This window comes from Salibacterium aidingense DSM 18341, assembly GCF_000429685.1.
In the GTDB taxonomy this organism is placed as follows: Bacteria; Bacillota; Bacilli; order Bacillales; family Marinococcaceae; genus Salibacterium; species Salibacterium aidingense.
Genome location: NZ_AUCI01000013.1, coordinates 28,532 through 50,694 on the forward strand (window position 1 = coordinate 28,532; position 22,163 = coordinate 50,694).

General features: G+C 38.2%; 19 protein-coding genes, 1 tRNA gene and 3 pseudogenes. 15 read left to right on the forward strand and 8 right to left on the reverse strand.

Translation table 11 applies throughout. The features are described from left to right. Window positions 1–20 precede the first annotated feature (20 nt). Both G475_RS0113440 and G475_RS0113445 read left to right on the forward strand, forming a co-directional pair. Complete coding sequence (locus tag G475_RS0113440) at window positions 21–1,700, forward strand: DUF262 domain-containing protein (protein WP_026701738.1); 1,680 nt, start codon at window positions 21–23, stop codon at window positions 1,698–1,700. A 94-nt stretch (window positions 1,701–1,794) separates the two neighbouring features. Next, entirely contained in the window at window positions 1,795–2,658 is an 864-nt protein-coding gene (locus tag G475_RS0113445; RefSeq protein ID WP_026701739.1) for a hypothetical protein, read from the forward strand. Between the two features lie 326 nt (window positions 2,659–2,984). Here G475_RS0113445 and G475_RS0113450 read toward each other — a convergent pair whose 3' ends face one another. Continuing rightward, window positions 2,985–3,200 carry a hypothetical protein gene (locus G475_RS0113450; protein ID WP_026701740.1) on the reverse strand — a complete coding sequence of 72 codons (216 nt, stop codon included), beginning with the start codon at window positions 3,198–3,200 and terminating at the stop codon, window positions 2,985–2,987. A 475-nt stretch (window positions 3,201–3,675) separates the two neighbouring features. Between G475_RS0113450 and G475_RS26430 the strand changes: the two genes are divergently transcribed. From G475_RS26430 to G475_RS0113470, 4 genes are read left to right on the forward strand one after another with little or no spacing between them, the layout of a single operon-like run. Next, a complete protein-coding gene (locus G475_RS26430) occupies window positions 3,676–5,577 on the forward strand; it encodes a MotA/TolQ/ExbB proton channel family protein (RefSeq protein WP_026701741.1) in 1,902 nt (633 codons plus the stop codon). 40 nt (window positions 5,578–5,617) lie between these two features. Continuing rightward, window positions 5,618–6,259, forward strand: coding sequence for an OmpA family protein (locus G475_RS0113460; protein WP_084414124.1), 642 nt, complete (start codon window positions 5,618–5,620; stop codon window positions 6,257–6,259). Continuing rightward, a complete protein-coding gene (locus G475_RS0113465) occupies window positions 6,249–7,556 on the forward strand; it encodes a hypothetical protein (protein WP_026701743.1) in 1,308 nt (435 codons plus the stop codon). The genes G475_RS0113460 and G475_RS0113465 overlap by 11 nt, the downstream gene beginning before the upstream one ends. After that, window positions 7,483–10,098, forward strand: coding sequence for a DEAD/DEAH box helicase (locus G475_RS0113470; RefSeq protein ID WP_026701744.1), 2,616 nt, complete (start codon window positions 7,483–7,485; stop codon window positions 10,096–10,098). The genes G475_RS0113465 and G475_RS0113470 overlap by 74 nt, the downstream gene beginning before the upstream one ends. A gap of 60 nt (window positions 10,099–10,158) precedes the next feature. Here the strand turns inward: G475_RS0113470 and G475_RS0113475 are convergent, their stop codons facing one another. After that, window positions 10,159–10,557, reverse strand: a complete 399-nt coding sequence (locus G475_RS0113475) for a hypothetical protein (protein WP_026701745.1) — start codon at window positions 10,555–10,557, stop codon at window positions 10,159–10,161. A gap of 245 nt (window positions 10,558–10,802) precedes the next feature. Here G475_RS0113475 and G475_RS0113480 point away from each other — a divergent pair, with 245 nt between their 5' ends. Beyond that, complete coding sequence (locus tag G475_RS0113480; RefSeq protein WP_026701746.1) at window positions 10,803–11,927, forward strand: S-layer homology domain-containing protein; 1,125 nt, start codon at window positions 10,803–10,805, stop codon at window positions 11,925–11,927. Window positions 11,928–12,114: 187 nt separating this feature from the next. Further along, window positions 12,115–12,190 (forward strand) — tRNA-Thr (locus tag G475_RS0113485). Window positions 12,191–12,252: 62 nt separating this feature from the next. Here the strand turns inward: G475_RS0113485 and G475_RS28030 are convergent. Next, on the reverse strand, window positions 12,253–12,480 hold the full coding sequence (locus tag G475_RS28030) for a tyrosine-type recombinase/integrase (RefSeq protein ID WP_084414118.1): 228 nt from the start codon (window positions 12,478–12,480) through the stop codon (window positions 12,253–12,255). Further along, window positions 12,464–13,132 (reverse strand): annotated as a pseudogene (locus tag G475_RS25100) (SOS response-associated peptidase). The gene G475_RS28030 and the pseudogene G475_RS25100 overlap by 17 nt, the downstream one beginning before the upstream one ends. A gap of 265 nt (window positions 13,133–13,397) precedes the next feature. On the opposite strand from G475_RS25100, the gene G475_RS0113495 reads away from it, so the two are divergent. Further along, window positions 13,398–14,384 carry a restriction endonuclease gene (locus tag G475_RS0113495; protein WP_026701747.1) on the forward strand — a complete coding sequence of 329 codons (987 nt, stop codon included), beginning with the start codon at window positions 13,398–13,400 and terminating at the stop codon, window positions 14,382–14,384. A gap of 276 nt (window positions 14,385–14,660) precedes the next feature. Here the strand turns inward: G475_RS0113495 and G475_RS0113500 are convergent, their stop codons facing one another. The 4 genes and pseudogenes from G475_RS0113500 to G475_RS27245 form a co-directional block, all read right to left on the reverse strand. Beyond that, complete coding sequence (locus G475_RS0113500; protein ID WP_026701748.1) at window positions 14,661–15,713, reverse strand: homocysteine S-methyltransferase family protein; 1,053 nt, start codon at window positions 15,711–15,713, stop codon at window positions 14,661–14,663. 89 nt (window positions 15,714–15,802) lie between these two features. Further along, window positions 15,803–16,720, reverse strand: coding sequence for a LysR family transcriptional regulator (locus G475_RS0113505; RefSeq protein ID WP_026701749.1), 918 nt, complete (start codon window positions 16,718–16,720; stop codon window positions 15,803–15,805). A gap of 98 nt (window positions 16,721–16,818) precedes the next feature. Beyond that, window positions 16,819–16,944 (reverse strand): IS3 family transposase, encoded by a 126-nt coding sequence (locus tag G475_RS26840; RefSeq protein ID WP_084414125.1) that lies wholly within the window; start codon window positions 16,942–16,944, stop codon window positions 16,819–16,821. Next, window positions 16,928–17,131 (reverse strand): annotated as a pseudogene (locus G475_RS27245) (transposase); the annotation flags it as partial. The gene G475_RS26840 and the pseudogene G475_RS27245, both read right to left, overlap by 17 nt. A 214-nt stretch (window positions 17,132–17,345) precedes the next feature. Here G475_RS27245 and G475_RS27250 point away from each other — a divergent pair. From G475_RS27250 to G475_RS27780, 6 genes and pseudogenes are all read left to right on the forward strand, one after another. Further along, complete coding sequence (locus G475_RS27250; protein ID WP_156911701.1) at window positions 17,346–17,534, forward strand: hypothetical protein; 189 nt, start codon at window positions 17,346–17,348, stop codon at window positions 17,532–17,534. A gap of 774 nt (window positions 17,535–18,308) precedes the next feature. Continuing rightward, window positions 18,309–19,505 carry an NAD(P)/FAD-dependent oxidoreductase gene (locus tag G475_RS0113515; RefSeq protein WP_233275778.1) on the forward strand — a complete coding sequence of 399 codons (1,197 nt, stop codon included), beginning with the start codon at window positions 18,309–18,311 and terminating at the stop codon, window positions 19,503–19,505. 48 nt (window positions 19,506–19,553) lie between these two features. Then, the gene (gene sigJ, locus G475_RS0113520) at window positions 19,554–20,414 is read left to right on the forward strand and encodes an RNA polymerase sigma factor SigJ (RefSeq protein ID WP_026701752.1); all 861 of its coding nucleotides are present in this window, start codon (window positions 19,554–19,556) and stop codon (window positions 20,412–20,414) included. A 442-nt stretch (window positions 20,415–20,856) separates the two neighbouring features. Continuing rightward, window positions 20,857–21,381, forward strand: coding sequence for a GNAT family N-acetyltransferase (locus G475_RS0113525; RefSeq protein WP_026701753.1), 525 nt, complete (start codon window positions 20,857–20,859; stop codon window positions 21,379–21,381). Between the two features lie 192 nt (window positions 21,382–21,573). After that, window positions 21,574–21,711, forward strand: coding sequence for a hypothetical protein (locus tag G475_RS27775; RefSeq protein ID WP_233275780.1), 138 nt, complete (start codon window positions 21,574–21,576; stop codon window positions 21,709–21,711). A gap of 12 nt (window positions 21,712–21,723) precedes the next feature. Further along, a pseudogene (locus G475_RS27780) lies at window positions 21,724–22,080 on the forward strand (peroxiredoxin family protein); the annotation flags it as partial. Window positions 22,081–22,163: the final 83 nt, after the last annotated feature.

A 22,163-nucleotide genomic window follows, 5' to 3' on the forward strand; every position in this document is an offset into this window, starting at 1 on the left:
TTAAGATGAGGTGAGAAAATATGTCGACAAGTCTTTCGGCAAAAGAATACCCAGTTAATAAAGTTTTTAGTGATGATTATGCCTTTTCCATCCCGAATGTTCAAAGGCCCTATTCCTGGACAGAAGAAAACACAGAGGTTTTGTTAGATGACTTTTTAGAATTTATCAAATACTCTTCAACGGATGATCCGAGTGAAATGAATCCTTATTTTCTTGGCAGCATTGTATTGATCAAAGAAGAAAGCCCTGATTCACAAGTTCTTGATGGACAACAACGGATCACCACGTTAACCATCTTGTTAGCTATTCTTAAACATTTATTGCCTGAAAAGCGAGATGCAATCAAGGGTTTCTTGTATGAAGAAGGAAATTCTCTAATGGGTACTTCGGATCGTTACCGTTTAACGTTAAGAGACCGGGATGAGGAGTTTTTCAGAAAGTATATTCAGGCTGATAATGGTATTGATAAACTATCAGCAGATATGCAGGTTGATAATGATAGTCAAAAACAAATTGTTAACAATGCTTTATTGTTACATCGTCGTCTTCAGAAGATTTCAAATGAAGAACGGAACCAACTTGCAAGTTTTATCATTATGAAGTGCTATTTAGTTGTTGTCAGTACACCGGATTTTGAATCTGCTTATCGAATCTTTTCCGTATTGAATGATCGAGGGCTTGATTTAGCTCAATCAGACATATTAAAAGCTGAAACTATTGGTAAACTACCTAAAAACGAGCAAGATCAATATAACGATATGTGGGAGGAAGCAGAAGAATATTTAGGTCGTGAATCATTTAATGAATTGTTTTCTCACATCCGAATGATTTATCGGAAATACAAATTACGATATACCATTATAAAAGAGTTTCGTGAGTATGTTAAGCCTGCAGAGAAGCCTAGAGATTTTATTGAGAAGAAACTAGTTCCTTTTTCGAATGCTTTCAGTAGTATTATTGAAATGGATTATAAAAGTGCAAACTATGCAGATGAAATAAATAATAAATTTTTCTGGTTATTAAAAGTTGATAATCGTGATTGGCTGCCCGCTGCAATTCTTTACTTATCTAATAATGATGATGATTCGTTGAACCTATTAAACTTTTTTAAAGACCTAGAGCGTCTTGCGATGGGAATGATGATATTAAGATATAATATCAATCAGCGTATGGAACGATATCGTCAACTACTAATAGACATCGAGGACAATAATGACCTATTGCAAAAAGAATCAGCCTTACAATTAACCGAAGAAGAAAAACGATTAATAATAGAACAATTAAATGGTGATTTATATCTTCAAAAGAAAGTACGCATCCCTGTTTTGTTAAAAGTGGATTCAATATTGTCCGACGGTCAGGCTACCTATAATTATAATAGGATTACAGTTGAACATGTCTTACCACAAAACCCCAAGGAAAACAGTCAATGGACGAAGTGGTTCCCCGAACAAGAAACAAGAGATAAGTATGTGCACAAATTAGGTAATCTCGTATTACTATCAAGTCAAAAGAACAGTCAAGCGAAAAATTTCGATTTTGACCGAAAAAAAGAAAAATATTTCACCTCAAAAAAAGGTGTAAGCTCCTTTGTATTAACATCCCAAGTGCTAAGGGAAACCGAATGGACAGAAAACACTTTGAATACAAGACAAACCAAATTGATAGAAAAATTAATCGAACATTGGCGGTTAAAATAAATATCGTGAGTACGAGTACTGGAGAAAGAAATAGACTGATGGTATAGATGCCATAAGTAAACGACGAGTATGGTCTTTTAAAGGAGGTGTATATTTGAAAGTTGAACATGGAGCGCCTTGGTATGGAAAACATGACTCGTTAATTTGTGTGCGAAGTGTAAATCCATTATCAAGTAATTACCCAAACGAACATTTTATAAGCAGAAATTATGCGTACATATTAGTAGGAGACACTCCTGTTTTAATAACGAAGCTTTTTGACTTCAATGAGTACAACGATTTAAGTTGGCTTCACAGAGAAGAAATAAGTGTATTGGCTACTTTAAGTATTTGTGCTCCAAGTATAGGTTGGTATTCCTTCTATCCTGGGCATGAACCTGTATACATATCAGATTCAAATCTTTACTCGGTGGACTTAAAAGATTCTGACACTGTTACAAAATTACTGTCCTTTGCTAATAATGAGTGGAGTATACCCAATTCTCTTGATAAAACAGGAAAGGTCAATCACGAAAACTATCTTTGTCCGCCTCAAGTCATGATCAAAGCTATTGATAATACAAACGATTCGTTGATTAAATCATTGAACTACTGGCTAAAGGCGTGCATGTTATCGCAACATAGGCAGTTTAGAGAAGAAGCGGCTGCGTTATTGTTTTTTGCAATGGAGGGAATACTGAAACTATTCCATGCTGAGTTGAAAAAAGAGCGTCCAGATATAAAAGTCACTGATGTCATTGACTATCTTATTGAGACTTTTAATGTGCCAGATGGTTATAAAGATTACACAATAATGTGTCATGAGCATAGAAATAATTACGCTCATCCTTTTAAAAGCGGATGGAACGGTGATTTTGAAGCAGACGACTTACTAGAAACATTTGGCATTTTAAAAGACCTTGTATACATCTATCTCATGAGAAGACAATCAATTGAAGGAACTATAAATGAACTGTAGGTCATTGTGGGCACGAGACTACATTCTAAAGTGAAAAGCAAAAGTTGTGAGGAGAAAATATGAAAGGTACTTTATTCCTTGCATAATATAGGGGAAATCACACGTCTCCCCTAACTATTATGTCCCTGGGTTAGAAAGCTTTTCTTAAAAATCATTTTGTAGTGCACGGTTTTTTTAATATTTTTAAGATTATAATCACAAATTGCAAAAACACGAACCACAGTCGCAGATTATTCCATTGCATATATTACATTTTTGATGTGTTCGTGACGATATGCCCTTTTTACATGAATGACAATTAGGATTACGATCTGAAATGAAACTTGTTACTTGCTTAATTCTGATTCATTTACTTGAATAGCATTAATTGATTCCAAACGTGTGTTATCTTCAAAGTGATTCCCTGTATCTATAATATTTCCTGAAGTTACCTGGAACTCTTTTTCGAAAAATACTGTTAATTCCCCGGCATCATTTGGTTCTGTTATTACTTCACCTTCTCCATAGTCAAAATGTCTAACACGGTCACCAATCTTTATCATAAAGCACCTCCATATATTAAATAACCATTTCACAGTAAAAAGTAACCAATTTTATTATAAGAGAGATTCTAACATAACTGGTTACATCTTGAAAGTACAACAAGAATAAGACTAATAGGATCTTCCTGAAATACTGTTTGTTATTAAAACTGAGGGCAGAAGGTTAAAAAGGTTTATCAATTCTGTCAAGAAAGATAAAAGTATGAACAGGCGTTTACCAATGTTTGTATATAGCCAGTGAGAATAAAGGTGATGGCACATAATGATGGATGGTGCGCTATATTTTGGTGCTTTGGATAAAAGGGTTCAATCTTATTGAGTAATAGCTGACTACTTTAGTTTATCAGATTACATAATACAAAATTTACAAGTATGGAACTATTAGACTATTTCTTTTGTTATACTTAAAATTGAAAATACTATTTTATAAATTTTTTTATATTTATATTCAACGTTGAATTAGAGGGTGGAAGGTATGTTTAGATTTTTTGATGATAGATTTCAGGATATTCAAGGAAGAGGACTTGAGTTTTTCACAAGTGTTTATTTAATTATACAACTGTTATTTTTTGCTTTTTTGTTTATATTATTATTCTTTTTTTATATGAGAGAAATGAAAGCAATGCGTACTGTGAAAAAACAACTGTTACAAGTCACACCTAATAGTAAAGATCCAGGAAGCATTGATATATTAATAAATGAGGCTTTTACAAGTTTAAAAGGTAAATGGATTGCCAAGCCTCGGTACAAAGTTTTATGGGAGAGATATTTTGAAAGAGTACAGGAGAAGAAAGAAGACGAAAGAATTCAAGTAGAACCTTTCTTTGGTTATGATGTAATGTACCATTTAATGGGATATCGTTCATGGATGGATATTGGGGCAGGGCTTTTTGTTAGTATTGGTGTATTAGGTACTTTTATAGGGCTATCTGTTGGCCTTTCAAGTATTGATATTCTGAGTGGAACAGAGGTAATGCGTAGTGGAATTGGTGGTCTTATTGAAGGGATGTCGATAGCTTTTTATACTTCAGTTGCCGGTGTATTACTGTCGATAACTTGGATTATTTTTGACCGCATTATAAGCTCTGCACTTGAGAGTAATATTGATTGGCATTCAGAACGAATGGATTATTTATTAAATACAGATGACGAAGAAATATTTTTAAACAGAATGGAAAAAATTCAGCGTACACAAGCGGATCACTTGAAAACTTTACTGACTGATGCAATGGAGCAAGCCATGAAACCGGTTGTCCAAAATATAACTTCTTTGAATGACAGAATACAAAGTCAAACAGACGTGATGAATGAGCAATTAGACATGCAAAAATCTTCAGGGGCTAACATGGCAGATCGTTTAGTGAATGAAGTAACTGGTGGTACTCAAGAATCGCTTTCTCAATTCAGCACAATGGTTGGAGAAACAAAAGATCTTCAATCAGAAATGATGCAATCAATGGAAAAAATGATGGAAGGTTTTCAGGAGTCAAAGCAATTTCAGAATGAATCGAGTCAAGCATTAAACACGTTAGTACAAAATTTTGAAAACATAAACGGACAGATGTCTGATATGGAAACCCGGTACCAAAGAAATCATGAGTCGATGAATGAGTTAACGGAACATATCAATTTTATTCGTCAAAATGCGGAAGAACAAATTCCCCAACAGAAAGCTGTACAGGAAACGAATCAGGAACTCGCAAAAGAATATGCTCACTTAGCTGATGGTTTGCAAAATTACAGTAAAGAAATTGATGAAAAACAGAACGTTTTATTGTCTCAAATAACGGAAGCTTCAAATGCTATAATGAAAGACTATGAATCACTCTCTAAGCAATTTAAAGAACAATTATCTACACAAGTTCAAACATTAAATAATAGTAACGAATTAATGAATAAAACCGGTGAAATGATAGATAAAATTGGCCCTATAGCTCCAGAATTAAACGATGTGGCCATGAAAACGAAATCTCTTCAAGACTCTTTAAGAGAAACACAAACTTTGCAAAAAGATATTTTACCAGAACTTAAGCAACTAAAAGATCAAACAAATGATCAAACAATGGAAACAATGCAACTGGCAAATAAATATATGACTTCCATGGATGAACAGCTTCAAACGATGAAAAATCAATGGGAAAGTACAGAACAAAATTTCCGTCAATTACAAGAGAGTCTTCGTTCCGCGCTTGGAGAATTTGAAGAAAATGTTGAAAGTGGATTAGGGAAAACATACGAACAATTTGATAAAACTTTAAGCCTTGCTGTTCAGCAATTAGAAAATGATTACAATCGTTTTGCAGAGGTTAGTAATCATTTAGTGGAAGGTATAGAAGAGCTAAGCGATAAGGTTGGTACTGAAGGCGGTCGGGTATAGTATGAGGCGGTATAGAAGAAAACAAGAAGTAAACTACTGGATGCCTTATGCAGATTTAATGAGTGCCATGTTAATGATTTTTGCACTTTTATTAACATTTATTATTTTAGATTACCGCCAAGTCCTTGAGACTAAAGAACAAGAAATTGAAGAAATTGTAGATGTGAAAACAAATATAATTACAGAACTAATGGAAGCTTTTGAAGAGTCAGGAATGGAAATTGAAATTGATGAACAGACCGGTGCCATACGTTTTCCAGGTAATATTTTATTTGAAACTGATTCAGCAAATATTTCTAACGAAGGTGAAGAATTTTTACGGGAGTTTATTCCTAAGTATCTTTCCGTATTACTTCAAGAAAAATTTAGAGACGACATTTCGACGGTAATTATTGAAGGGCATACCGATCGCAAAGGTTCATATTTATATAATATGAATTTATCACAAGAGCGAGCGTTTGGAGTAGTTGATTTTATTTATTCAGATGATGAAATAGAATTCAAAGAAAAAGAAATGTCTAAGGAATATGTAACCGGAAATGGTCGCAGCTTTAGTGTACCTTTAAACGACGATGAGGGTGAATATGATGCTGAACGGTCTAGACGAGTTGAATTTTTATTTCGGTTGAAAGATGAAGATCAAATTGAACAAATTGGAGAACTGATCGACGATGAAATTTGAATATCAGCCTTTTCAACTTAAACAAACCGTGCAGAATAAACAGAATTCTATTACCTTTCAACAACCATCGGAGAGATATAGAACGATGTTAATAATAGAACGATTAAAAAAAGCATTTCACGAGTTTGTTAATAAGGATGACTTTATTGCTTTTTTGCAATGGGCCCAAGGTTTAAAAAGAAGAGAAATTTATGTACTTCCTTCCTTATTCGAAGAAAATATGTTGGAAAAGTGGAAACATCATTTAGGAAATTTTATTGTAGATCAAGCCAAAAAATATAAACGAATGTTTAGACATTTGTTAAACGCTTACTATCACACGAATAATACAAGATGGATATGGGAAGCTGTGCAGACTTGTTACGTTTCCCACCAGGAGTTCCATGAAAAGTTCACTATTAATACAGATGTTGAAAAGTGGAATAGTTTTTTAGAGGCAAGTGATCCGAATGCATGGTTAGTAAATGCTATAAAAAATGAAAATAATGATTATGCAACTATTTTTAAACGTCACTGGTTAACAGAAAGTACAAAAGTCGGGCATATTGTGTTAATTAAAATGTTTTTGTCAGCAGAAGAATCGTTTTTCATTGAGAATGAAAGTTTATTTGAGGATTTCTATACAAATAGTACAGACCAAACAAAACAACTCATGACTCAAGCTCTAATTCAGAATTGTCGCTTATCAAATGTATATCAGCTTGCTAGGAACGTTATTTATCCGGATAGAAGAACACATCGACGTCATCCAATGCTTTGGAAAGATATAAAAGAAAAGGAAAAAGAAGAGTTTGCCCGATGGATACTAAGATTAGAAATTAAAAATTTCTTTGAAGAAATAAACACTAGTCATGAGCGCTTCCATTACTGGAAAAAGTTCGTGGTCAATTTAGAAGATTTAATAATAATTGATGAGAAGAAGACTATGCTTATGTTTTTTAAAGATGTAGTGGTTATGGAAGTTCTAGGAACTGGGGCAGTGTATATTTACTCAAGGCATATTTTTGATGAACATTTCTGGCCATTATTGCAAAATGTTCAGAACTATTATTATCTTGAAAGAAGAAAATTTATGAATAAAGATTTAATTATTCAAGACGGTATAATTAAGCAGTCTAATGGTGATATGCACACAAGAGAGGGAAGACTTATTCACTCAGGTGCCTGGCAATCACGCTTTGATTCTTACTTCATGTTGACCTTAAACTGGGAGGTGAATGAAGATGTTTTGGCCAAAAAAGAGAGAGAACAGTTTAAATTGGAGAATGACCCTGTTGAAGCACGGAATTCAATTTGAAATCAAATTGCAAAAAGGTAAGGAGGAACAAGCTACTTCTTTGCCTTTTTCTCAACAGGAAATTACGGAATATTATCGATTGAAAGGGTTCTCCCAATACGTTGCCTGGGAGGAACTTTACGATCGCGGTTGTATAACTGATCAAGTTCTACCTTATTCTGAGTTCTATAAATTACTAGAAAACGCAGAAGATGCAGAAATACTTCAGCAATTAAATTTACCTATTCAACCGGAAAATGTTTCCGGTAAACTTATCCTTGATTCTCTACCAGATCAAGCGGAAATGAATGTGGAACTTTATGACCAATCAGGTCGTAATTTAAGTCGAATGTCTAAGGATGCAGGTGCCATTCATGATGTTCAAGGTGACTGGATACTCTTACCACAAAATGTGTGGGCGTTAAAAACTGCTCTTGAAGAAACATATGATTCTGGCTATCAGAAAATAGGGATTTGTCAGCAGCTAGCAATAGAAGCGGGGATTCAGTTTGATTCATTTTTAGAAAACGAATATTATCACGTAATGGACTCCTATGAAGTAGATGTGAAAGTCCATAACCCTGAACATTTAGAGTTAACCTTACAAGGAAAAAATGAAGAGGAGACGACTTCATTGAATAGATCTTCAGAGGTAACTTCTTTTCAAAAAGGCATGGAACGTGATCGTTACGTAAAATCAAATGAAGTTAATGAAGATACTAATAAACTGTTACAAAAACAACATATAGTGGGGGAAGAAGTACCTTTATTATTGGAAAATCCATCGGCTATTTTGCCAGAACATGATTATATTTTCGATTTAGAATTGTTTTCTGAACGAGTGAAAGGTCTAATCCCAATACAGCATGTTAAAAAATATAAGACAGAAGATGGTAAATTTGAATGGTTTAGTGAGTCGGATGACAACATAGAAATGCCTGATTTAGATTATTTGAAGGATTTAATCAACAAACATCCTGATGAACAATATGTATTTGACAAGGACAAATGGGTTTACCTGGATCCTCAATTACGAAATGAAGTACTTGGACGGAATTCAGACAAAAATGAATCTCAAAAACCTTATCAGCTTGACATTCAAAAAAATGAGGAAGAATTAGAGTACCACACGGAAGGAAAAGGAAAGGCAACTTTTCAACACTTTTCTTTGCCGGAGTCCTTCTATGCTGATTTATTTGAACATCAAAAAGAGGGCTTTGATTGGATGTGTTACTTGTATGAGAAAGGCAGCGGTGGACTTTTAGCAGATGATATGGGCTTAGGAAAAACGATACAAGTTCTGGCTTTTCTACAAAGGCAAAAAGAAAAGAACAGAATTTCACCTACGTTAATCGTCCTGCCTCTAGCACTCATAGAGAACTGGGTGAAAGAAATGAAATCTTTTGCTCCAGAACTAAAAGAGTTAGTATACATACATCAAGGGTCAAATCGTATAAGTACGACTGACGGTCTCCAAAAAGTGTCAATCATTCTGACTACTTACGATACATTAAGAATTGATCAAATAATATTTGCTCAAGTAGATTTCAAACATGTGTTATGCGATGAAGCTCAAAATGTAAAAAGTCATCAATCGCAACGATCGATAGCATTACGTGCTTTAAAGACCAACTTCCGTCTTGCATTAACAGGTACTCCTGTTGAGAATTCACTCGAAGAATTGTGGGCAATTATGGATTTTGTCCAGCCAGGGGAATTGGGATCTTTGAAGCAATTCCGAGAGACATTTATGGATCAAGAAAAGGGTGATAGGTTATTAGAACTTATCCAGCCATATTATTTAAGACGAACGAAAAAAGAAATATTAGATAATCGTTTACCTAAAAAATATGATCAACAAGGCCCTATTTATGTTAACGCCAGCGAAACCCAACAAAACCTTGTTCGTCCTATGTTATCCGCGAAAGAAGGTGGCCAAGTAGGTGTACTCAATATGCTGATGAAACTGAGACAGTTGTATGGACACCCTGGGGCCGTCAATGATACCTTAATGGAAATATCTCATGAAGAGGCTCCGAAACTATTAGAAGTAATCAGATTGCTGAAAAACATTAAGGAGAAAGACGAGAAAGTACTCATCTTTACAGAGTTTAAAAAAATTCACTCGATCCTAAAAAAAGAAATCATGAAAACGTTCGGTATTTCTGCACCAATTATAGATGGCAGTACAAAAAACAGGACAGCAGTAGTGAATCATTTTAATGAGTGTGATGGGTTCGGTGTGATGATTCTCTCACCAAAAGCAGCGGGTGTAGGATTGACAATTACAAGCGCTAACCATGTTATCCATTATACAAGATGGTGGAATCCAGCAGTAGAAAATCAAGCGACTGATAGATGCTATCGTATCGGACAATCTAAAGATGTTTATGTCTATTATGTTATCACGCAAGATAAGAAACTATTTCCCAATGGCACAGTTGAAGAAATAATGCATCAGATGTTAGAGGAGAAAAGAGATATGGCTGATAATGTAATACAGCCATTTGATACAACAGGACTGCAAGCAATGGTAGCTGAGAAAATTAATTTTTCAACTTAACCCTTAAGACAGAATATTATATTAGTATTTGAGCTTGTCCAATCCAAATGATGGAGTTTATTACAGAAATAGAATTTGTTGTAATCTATTCTTTAGTTCTAAAAGATGTGGACGTCCTGCAAGAAGTAATTGGCTATATTCCTCCTGTGTTCTGTCTACAATTAAACTACCAACATCAAATTCTGGTGCAATTATATACTCACTTTCAATTTCCTCCAACTCGATTTCTTTAAAAGTAGCAAGTGATTGAATTTCTTCACATTGAACTATATCTATTGTTTTAGTAATGATGTAATCGTTAATTGCGTTTGAGGAATAAAGGTCTACCAATTCATTTATGGCTTCATTGACGCAATCACTTGTAATTGTATTTTGATCATAACTATTCTCATAAATAATATGTTCTATCTTTTCGTAAAACCCCTCAATATTTGCTAGTATTGTAGTCAATTTTTCCATTAGCTTACTCACTCCATTCATATTATTTGTACATGATATGAATAGATAAGTTAAATTATTCTAGTGTTAAAATAAGTAACTTCACGTATGTGGCGAAGAACTGCTGAGATCAAAAGAAAGAAGACACGAAGGAAGTCGAGCAGAAGCTTATTGAGTCAATAATGTCTGCAAAACTAAGTCTTTTAACTCGCATATAATCCTAAAAATGGTAAACTTGTATTATATTATATAATAGGAGGATTATCATGTCAGGAAAAAGAATTAATTTTTTAGTAGTTTTAGTTTTTATACTATCACTGCCTGTTGGAGTTGCTAATGCACAGGTTTTTTCAGATGTTGAAGAAGACTTTTGGGCTTATGAGAGCATTGAATGGGCCAATAGTGAAGGTATTATAAATGGTTATGAGGATGGAACGTTTGAGCCAAATGAAACTTTCACAGAAGCTCAATTTGCATCCATTTTAATGGAATACTTTGATATGAGTGAAGAAACACCATCAGATGGAAATCACTGGGCGCAAGGTATCTATGATTCTTTGGGTAATCATGATTTACCGTTGCAGGGATATACTAATGATTCAGAGAAAAACAGTGCTATTAATAGGGGTACATTAGCGAGAGTGATTGCTGCAACACAAGATCATGATGATGATATTCATTCAGCAGTAGATTTTATGTACGAAAATAACATTTCTAGCGGTAGAGACGGAGAACAAACATATGAAGCCTATGGAGTAAGTGAAACATTGACTCGTGCGCAGGCAGCTGTGTTTTTCTCTAACCTAGAAGATAGCGGATTGACGGTAATAAGAGATGAAGGAACGGAAGATGAGTCAACAACTGATGAAGAAAATGTTCAAGAGGAAATGGCAGAAGAAACAAATGAAACTGAAAATAATGACGAGAATAACAACAATGAAGATATAGGCACACGTAACAATCCTTTATCACATGGACAGACAGCTGAGATACAAGATACTGATCTTTTAAGTGGAAAAGTTCACTATAGTATGACATTGATTGAATCTGTTAGTGGAGAAGACGCAGAAGATATGGTAATGGAAGCTAATCCTTACAACAGTACTACCGAAGCAAATAAAGAATATATATTGGCTAAATTCAAAGTCAAACTTCATGAAGTAACTGATGCGCCTTTTAATGTAAACGGTCAACAGTTTGATGTAATTAGTGAAGGTGGCTCTTCCTATGAAGATTTTGTATCTGTAGCTGGTTTAGAACCAAACTTTGGATCTGACTTGTATAACGGTGGAGAAACAGAAGGATGGGTAGCATTTGTCGTTGATAAAGATGATAACAAGCCTTTAGCTAAATACAATGAAGCTTGGTTTGATCTTAGAGACTCGGAATAATAGTTTAACAACAGGGCAGGGCCTTATACATGGCTCTGCTTCAGTTTTATAAAACTGAAGGTGGAATTTTAGGCAACCACTTGATTGTTTTCTGCGACTGCATTACTATTAGATGTAAATACCGTGAAAGAAGATGGGTACGGCTTCAACTATAGGCGAAACATATAGTCATGACGCAGATACATAAGCTTCCTTAGCTCAGTTGGTAGAGCGCATCCATGGTAAGGATGAGGTCACCGGTTCGAGTCCGGTAGGAAGCTCCATAATAGAAATGCGACACTCCTTGATATAGAGGGGTTTTTATTATGTCTTAAATTGGTACAGTTTAAGGCTTTTTAGTAGTATAGGGGTTTTGGGTACGGATTGAAAGGGGTGTGAGTTTCCATCGGTAATTTCCTGGTTCTCTAAGTTCATTTAGATAGTTAACAACGTGAATGGTTTTTATATTACTTAGCTTTTTGTCGCCAAATTCGGGAAGCAATCGTTTGTTAATCGTTAAGTTATAATAATGAATAGATAGCAGTACCGGCAAGACATTATGGAAGCGGTTCAATCAACGCCGCTCCTTGATTTTTTGGACTGTTCACGTCCGTGCTGACCGGATAGGCTGTCATCCGCTCCCCATCAACAACCGTCATACAGGACTGAATGCGTTCGGTGTCCTGGATAGCCGGGTCCAGCCAAACCGATTCCTGTTCTTCTGTCAGGACCACCGGCATGCGGTCATGCAGATCTTTCATAAAGGTATTGGCAGCGGTGGTTAAAATGGTGCAGGTATATAAGGTGGTGCTGTCGTTTTCTTATTTCTCCCACAGTCCTGCTAACCCCATCACGTTTTGATCCTGCAGGTAAATGCGGTACGGTTGCTTTTTTCCATCCTCTTTGGCCCATTCATAAAAGCTGTCAGCCGGGATGATACAACGCTGCCGCTGGAGCGGACGCTTAAAACTGTTTTTTGTTGGAGCGGTTTCGGACCGGGCGTTGATCATCTTGTAGCCAATCTTGGGATCGTCCGCCCAAAATGGCACCAGTCCCCATTTTAGTTTACCAAGCCGCCGACGCCGGCCATCTGAAATAACAACAGCAATATCCTGACCAGGGGCGATATTGTAACCAGGGTGGTAATCCTGAATTGCCGTCGAATCGATATGGAACCGCTGCTCAATGTGTTGCAGAGGTAACGTTAATGTAAAACGACCACACATGTTTAGAACACTACTTTCTTAGAAATATTTTTTCTTTAAGTTGGTTTACCCTCTTTTTCATTCTATCGGAGATTTCTTATGTGTATACTTGAAATTTTTTTTGATGATTGTACTTTCCAAGAACAAGAGTAACTAATTTCTTTAACCCCTTCTTCTTCCTGCTAATTGTTATATATAATAGAGATAATACTTAAAGGTGGAAACAGTGAAACAATATACTTGAATAGCTATTAACAAATTGCAAAGATTTAAAGGAGATGATCTTATAACGAAATGGTGGATGATTCGGGCTGGTGATAATAATGAGTTGCTGCCTGTTTGGGAGAAGGAAGGTATAGCGTCGATAGGCTGGCCGTCACTCGGTAATCCTAAGGAATATCGGTCTGTTGATGATTTAAAGAAAAAAGCTGATGAAGTATTTGAAGAAAAGAATCCACGTTCTCGTTCTAGCTGGGTAAATCAGGTATGGCGTTTTAGTCATAAAATAGGACAAGGGGATCGAGTAATTACATATTCAAAGGAAAAAAGAGAATATATGATAGGAACGGTATCAGAGGATCATTTTTATGACAAAACAGTGGGTGACTTTCATTATCCCAATCACATCCGTGTAAATTGGGAAGATAATAGAATAGCAAGAGATATATTGCCTCAAGGTGCAAAGAACAGCCTGGGATCTACCCTGACGGTTTTTAGAGTGGATGAATGGGGTGAAACATTTGAACAGTTGTTAAACAATCCTGCAGCATCTTCTCAAAGTGACAGTGACGAAGAAACAGCGGAAGAGGATGCAATTAAAGATATTATGGGAATTGCCTTGGGAATGATTGAAGACAAAATTGATCATTTGGATCCATGGGAAATGCAAAAACTAATAGCGGGATTATTAGTTGCAATGGGGTATTATGCTGAAGAAAGTGGGAAAGGACCGGATGGAGGTATAGACGTGCTTGCCTATAAAGATGCATTTGGTTTTCAAAAGCCAATCATAAAGACTCAAGTAAAGCACCGTAAAGACAAAGCAGGTTCAAAAGAGGTTCAACAATTATTAGGAGCGCATCCAATGGATGCAAACTGTCTTTTTATCTCTACAGGAGGTTTTTCATCCAGTGCCCTCAAGGTCGCTAACCAATATTCAGTTAAACTAATTAATCTCGAGCAGCTGGTAAAACTCATTGTAGAATGGTATGAAAATATGCCGCATGAAACAAAGGCGTTATTACCTCTGAAAAAAATGTACGTACCTGAATAAGAAAACTTTTCATGTCATTGTTTATCACTCCTGTTTAGATAAATGGCAAAAAGAAGGAAAAAAAAGACCTGCGATCACAGATCTTTTTTCTAAATAAATGCTGCGGAAAAAGAAGTCATCAAATCGGTGAAAGAATATATTAAAGAGAAAAAACTTCGTTAAAACACCTATATGAATTCTAATTGACAACAGTAATGATAAGGGAGAAAGTATGTTAGAAATCAATAAAGGCAACTCGCTTTCCTGCTTCCCCTCTTTCAATGATCACGTTATGGCTTATGCTTTTTTACTGTAGTTTAGATTATGACCCTTCAGCGTTTCATCTTTCCCGAATAAGAAGTGTTTCTCCATATCCGGTGAATATTTGGAATTAATGGTTTCGTATCCTATCGCTTCTGCTATTGCTCTGATCATCGCAGGTGAAGCCCCGCAGCAAAGACCAATATAATTAATACCAATATCTTTTGCTTCTTTCGCCCACTCCGCTATTTCGTACCGATTGTGATAAAGCGGGTCTAAGGATGTCGGGAACGTGGTTTCGGTCGGCAGGGAACAACTGCATCCTCCATCGGGCAAGTTGAAGAACGTCGGGTGTTCTTCTGTCGTGCGATATGGAATGGGCAATCCACCGACATATCCTTCTACCTCATTTCTAATTCCCTTCAGGTATGGCTGCATCGTAGTTGGTCCGCGGAAACAGTTCATCCCAACCACTAACGCACCTTTTTCAGAAAGAATTTTACAGGATTCTTCAACGGTATAACCATCCCGCAGTATATTTTCGCCCATCAGCCCTAATGTAACGACTGCCGGCAGACCCTGCTTTTGAATTTCCTCCAGCGCAATGACGGCCTCTTCATGGTAATAAAAAGTTTCTCCGTTTATAAAATCGACGCCTTCTTCTTTGCACCACGTGGCCATTTCTGCAAATATACTTCTTACTTCTTCCCTGGAATCAGCCTCTTCCGGATCAAAAATATTTGTATTCGAAATGTTGCCTGCAACTAACGCTTCTTCTGTAGGATGTTCTTTCGCCACTTCCTTCGCCAAACGAATCGCACTCCGGTTTAACGGCTCATGTAAATGTTCTTCACCTATAATTCTCATTTTTTCACGGTGGGCATTATAGGTGAAAGCTAAAACCACATCTGAACCGGCATTCATGTAATCTCGATATACTTGCTTTAAAACCTCCGGATGCTCCAGCGCTACTTTTGGTACAAATGATCCTGCCTGTAAATAACCTCTGCGCTCCATTTCAAATAAATATCCTTCGGCTACAACGACTGTGCCTTCGTTTAATCTTTGTTCTAAACTTCTTTTCCCCACTGCTAACCCTCTCCTTTAGTAATTTAGGGTCAGTGTAGCATTGAATAATGGTATAGTATAACACGTAAATTCTATGCTTTGTCATAACTTCAACCTATAGCAACTTCGGCAATCGTTTCCTTTAAGAAATTGATATAAATCGTTGCCAGCGGGCTGTTCGCCACATTCTTATGTTGAATATACCCGACTGTAATGCTCTCATCCACCTTAAGCGGCACCGCCACAATATCATCGTCGTTGATGTCATAACTGATTATCCCTGTGGAAATTGTGTATCCATTCAATCCTATCAGCAAGTTAAACAACGTGGCCCGGTCACTGACACGAATATTTTTGCGCCTTGAGATGGTGCTTAATATCTCCTCGGAGAAATGAAACGAATTATAGTCCCCTTGTTCAAATGACAAATACGGATAAGGATCCAAATCAGCTAAGGTAACATACTTCTGGGCCGCGAGTGGGTTCGTTGAACTGATGAACACATGCGGTCTAGCCTGAAACAGCTCATGAAACGTTAAATTTCCTTCTCTCAGAAACTTCCGAATGACCTGTTCGTTAAAATCATTTACATACAAAATCCCAATTTCACTACGAAGGTTTTTTACATCATCAATGATTTCATACGTCCTCGTCTCTCGTAACGTAAACTCATATTCATCCCGATTATAATTTTTCAACAGCTTCACAAACGCACTGACCGCAAAGGCATAATGCTGGCCGGATACAGAGAAATGCTGCTGCGGGGGTTGAGCAGCATTGGCATAGCGGTTTTCAAGCAAGTCTGTCTGTTCCATTACCTGCCTGGCGTAACCTAAAAACTCCGAACCCTCTGACGTAAGAATAATCCCCTTATTCGTACGAGAAAAAATCGCAATCCCCAGTTCATTCTCCAATTCTTTAATCGCATTCGACAGACTCGGCTGACTAATAAACAATCGATGCGCAGCTTTACTAATCGATCGTTGCTTCGCCACTTCAATCACATATCTCAATTGCTGCAATGTCACTTAAACTCCTCCTTCCTTCCTTCCTTTGTTTTGTAGACTTCTTTCTTCTCCATACAATTTCAGTATATTGGCATGTCAACACTCAACTCGACAAATATTTAAAGGTGCTTAGACTTGTATTCAGCCGGTGTTAAGTACTCTAGTGGGCCATGAATACGAATATGATTGAACCAATGAACGTCATCAAATAGTTCAAGGTCAAGTTCGTATTTCTTCCTGCTCAGGAGTGCGGTTGTCCTTTCCCTTCAAAGGACTTACTGGTCCGGGATGGGCTAACCCATTTATCAAAGGCAGAAGGCGTCAGCTCGTATTCTTTGATAACTTCGGCTCTGGGTTTGTCTGAAGTGTGTAGCTGGACGATTTGTTCTTTAATTCTTTCGTAAAGCTTCTTCTTGTTCGTTTGGTCCTCAGCGTTTATTTAATTTAAGTCTATATAAACTTAACGAATCTGTCCAACTAAGTGTAGTATTCACAATAAACATATTTAACCGGATCATTTATCCTGTTAGACATGACGTATGAAGAAAAATATAAAGGGCTTCTATCGCATTTAGAGGATACATTAAATATTGCTGTTATGTATGAAGAAGGGGAAACGCCTCCGTCCCAAATGGATGAGCAGTTAATGGAGAAGGTAGAGCAGGAAACGGTTATGACGTGGAGACCATATCAAAAAGATTATGTTGTAGATTATAAAGAAGAATTAAATGTTGAAAAGTTTCCTGTTATTCTTGTTTTTAACAGGGAAGAACTTGTCTTTAAAACTAATAAGGTTGAAGAACTGTATGAGTTTTTTAAAAACAGGGCTAAATAATCTGTCTGGCCATGAACCATGTTATTCCGCAATACGATCGGGTGCGATTGTTTTTCTAATTTAAAAGGGGAATGGCATGGTACAATGGCGTACCTATAGAAAGGAAGGATAAGATGCGTGAAACAGGATGTGATATACCATTGAAAGAGTGTGATGCTTCATTTGATGATGTTGTATAGAGTTTTCAATAGAAGATATATTTAGGCTGGAAAAAAGGCGGGTTCTATTGGCTGGTTACAGAACGATAATCAGAACCGATTTCCTGGTCCCGGGAAATCGGTTCTTTGGCATTAGGTTTATATTAACTTCATCTACAAAACTTTTATTATCATCTCATTGTTAGTAAATTTATAATAAAGTTGTACCAAAAATAAAAAGTCCTTTAAAGGTTTTCAAGAAAAGGGGCTGGATTTTGAAGGGACCGCCCCATTTTCAGAAGTCTGCCTCCACGGGATATATATTTTGCATAAGAGATTTCCTCAAGAAATAAACCATTCTTCAGCTGAGGTGTATACAGTTATGTTATACATTTAAAAATCTACAATCAGGCGCGATTGTTGAGGAATTCCTGGTTCATTACTATTAATTTTTTTAAAGAAGGGGTAGGATCAGAAAGAGTAACACCAGGCGAAATGTTCCTGAATAATGGAATACAATCAGTTAAAAAAGAAAGTAGGTAGTGTAACAAAAACGGTTTCTCATTCGTTCGTTTCCGATGTCACAAATCAGAGCCTTACATCGTTATATGGGTAAAACGTAAAAAGGAGCTGAAGCATGATGAACGACTTGACATGCATCATCATCGGAGGCGGTCATGCAGGCCTTGCAGCACTTAAAGCAATACAGGAAAAGACCCGGGGTAAGGCGGGCGGACGGCGGATTCGGTTTGTTCTGTTCGACAGACAGCCCTGGCATGTTCGTAAAGTGATGTTGTTTCGGCCGGCCGCGAATGAAGAAGACATTAAGATTCCCTGGACGGATTTGTCTTTAGAAGATTTCGAATTCGTGCAAGGTATGGTTCAGTCTGTGGACAGCAGCGAAAAACGAATCCGGTATACGGATGCGCAAGGAAAGGATGCCCGAATTCATTACGATCTTTTAGTCGTGGCAGTTGGCAGTATTGTTCGGCGGCCGAATTCCGATCAGGGCGGCATCGCCTTGACCGATCCGCAAGCCGCAGCAGACATCCGGGAGCGCTGGCGTGCTAATATGCGGCAGTCTGTTGGCGATACGAATCCTGAAGAACGGAAGCGGCTGATGACAATCGCGGTGGCGGGAGCAGGCATCAGTGGCATCGAGACCTCCGCCGAGCTGGTATTAGCCATGCGGAAGGAAGCAGCGGCGCTGGGGATCGATTCGTCCGACGTTTCCGTTTATTTGCTGAATGAAAAGGAACGGCTGTTTCCTGAAGGGCCGGAAAAAGTTGGACGGAAGTTAGAGCAAGCGCTCAGCGAATGTGGAGTGACAGTGCTTCACAATCGTAAGGTGATGCGGGAAGAAGCAGGGGTGGTGACGTTGAACAATGATGATTGTCTGACGGTTGGCCTATGTATTTGGACAATTGGTCTGATACCTAATCCGGTTCTTGGTGGTATGGACTTGCCACTTACTTCTGATGGCCAGGTACTGGTGGATGAGTGTTATCGCGTTCAAGGGGCGCCGGGTGTATACAGCATTGGCGATTGTACAAGAATCGTCGATCCGAGAACCGGAAAGGTGGATCAGATGACGTGTTTTGAAGGTGGCATGCAAGGGGGACGATTGGGGAAAATCGTGATGGCCGATCTGGAGGGCTATCCTGCGCCGATTCACAAATCCAGCAGATCGTTGATAGACGTCTTCAGCATCGGTTTGGGGCAAAACCGAGGATTGTTGTGGTCACGCAAATGGGGACTTGATATGATCATAACAGGAAAGATTGCATGGAAACTCAAGAAGCTGGCCTGGGATGGCGCCAGTATGCTTCGATAAAAACCAAGAGATGAAGATTGCAATATTTCCACAAAAGGAGAAACGGCGATGGAAGAACTGTACGATCAATATAAAGCGCTGCTGTTCACGCTGGCTTATCAATTGACAGGCTCTGCGTCAGATGCGGAAGATGTGGTACAGGACGTTTTTCTTAAGGTATACCATGTCCCACCCGAACGTTTGGATAAGCCGAAAGCGTATTTGTGTAAAATGGTAACCAACCGCTGCATCGATCTGCAGAAGTCGGCGCAGAAAAGGATGGAAGTGTACGTCGGTCCGTGGCTTCCCGAACCGATTCGGACGCAGGAGACGGATACGCAGGAGACGGTTGTCCAGCGCGAGCTGCTGTCTTATGCCATGCTCGTGCTGCTGGAGCGGCTGACGCCGGCGGAACGGGCAGTTTTCGTCCTGCGTGAGGCGCTTGCCTTCGGTTATTCCGAGATAGCCGAACTGCTCGACAGGCGGGAAACGAATTGCCGAAAGCTGATAAGCCGGGCAAGAAGCAAGATGGAACTATCAGAGAATGAGACTGTCGCGGCTGAAGAGGTCGAATGGGAATGGGTCAGCCGGTTCCTCACATCCCTCGAGCATGGGAACGTGGATGATGTGTTGTCCCTGCTGACCAAAGACGTCGTGCTCGTTTCCGACGGAGGCGGAAAAGTCATCGCGGCCGCGCGTCCGATACAAACGCGCGAACATGTGGCCCAATTCATCACCGGAGCATTAAAGGGGCTGCAGCCCTTTTATCAGGAAAAACTTCACCTCGAGCCTGCCCCTCTGAACGGTGAGACCGGTATAGTACTCCGTTCGGGGGATGAAACGGCGGCCGCCATCTTTATACAATTCCGACGTGGAAAGTTTGCCAGAATCTACGTCGTACGGAACCCGGATAAGCTTACCTGGGTTTAGGTAGTCACCTAAGGGCCCTGTTGTACGTGGAGGTGGATCAATGCCTTTTAAAGTATGATTTTTATGGTGTGCATTGTAATTAACTAAAGCCTAATTTTACTATTTGACGCTCACGATTAGATCTACAATTTTGAGAGTCTATTACCGAATAAATTATAAGCTGAGAAAGCTTTCCTATACATCAATCAACACAGCATGTTCATTTTCCTCAGGCTCTATTTGCTTCGAAGAACTGCGTTCTGAAATCTTATCGTCGTCTTTTTCCCTGCCATTAGCCTTATTTAGGATAGCTTTTCACATTCATGTAATGAATACTTATTCCATTTCCCACAAAGATCTCCTTTTATCCAACTGTATAGCTCTTATATTCAGCTTGGGCATAGGTTTAAATAAGAGAATTGTTTCGTCGTATTGTAATTTCTTTAGATAGCGGGGGTTCGGGATGTTGAAAACAGTGGAAACGAATAGGCTGCGTTTACGAGAGCGTACCATGGAAGACATGGAGTCTTGTATTGAGATGGATCGTGATCCAGAGGTTGTGAAATATGTCCCTGAGATAGCAAACCTTGTAACCGAACCATCAGCTAACCAAGAAGAGCATAGGAAGTTTGTTAAAGAAAGAATAGAAACAGAATATCCAAAAGGGATGGGATACTGGATCATAGAAGCAAAAGGGGAAAATAAAGATTTCATTGGGTGGATAATGTTGATTCCTATAGATACGGTTGGACCTAAAATAGAGATCGGGTGGAGGTTAAAACGTAAATACTGGGGAAAAGGTTATGCCACTGAAGCTGCACATGCAATTTTGCGTTATGCTTTTGATATCCTTGAAATAACGGAGGTTGTGGCGGATATTCACCAATTAAATAAAGGGTCTATGAGAGTTGCTGAAAAAATAGGTCTCCATAATAAAGATCCACTTAAAAACAACAATTATATTAGATACTCTACCTGCAAGAATTAGTGTATGAAATTTAATTTCAATCTTCATAAACGATAGTGGTGTGAAAATAAGTCATCGGCATAACAAGAAGGTTTCAGTTTTTAAAATAACAATGGGCATCTTGTGGAGTGCAGGATAGTTAAAAAGTGGATTTTTTTCATTCAAAAACGGGTAGGAGGAAAAAGAACATTCTATGAAATGAGGTGATTGTTCATGCCGGAACTGTCATTAGGGGAAAAAGCTCCGGAAATAGCGCTCGCTTCCGCTTCCGGTGACATGTACCGTTTGTCCGAGGATCAGCAGCAAAGGCCGGGCTGGAGATTCATTGTTTACTTCCGAGGATCCTGGTGACCAGCCTGCAAACAAGATCTGGATGATCTTGCAGAGAATGAAAGTTATTTTCTCAACCATGATATACACGTAACAGCAGTGGCTTCGGATACACTTAGTAATTTGAAGGAATGGCAGGAAGAAAATAAATTCCCGTTTCCCATTCTTTCCGATGAAAACTTTGCCATGCTGGAAGAATACGGCGTTTATTTGCACGACGATGAAACAGCACCATATGAAGACGAAGGAAAACATGGAGATCCAGCTGTATTTCTCCTGGACGAGAGCGGAAAACTGCTTTATCAGCAAAAGCAGACAGGTCCGTTTGGACGACCGGACGCGAAGGACATGCGGAAAACAGCCTCTTATATTAAAAAAAATTTGAAATAATGAGGGTAAAAGCTGGGGATTTCCTTTCTAAAAAAGGCATCTCCAGCTTTTGATATGTGGGACAGCGTGACGTTAAACCTAAA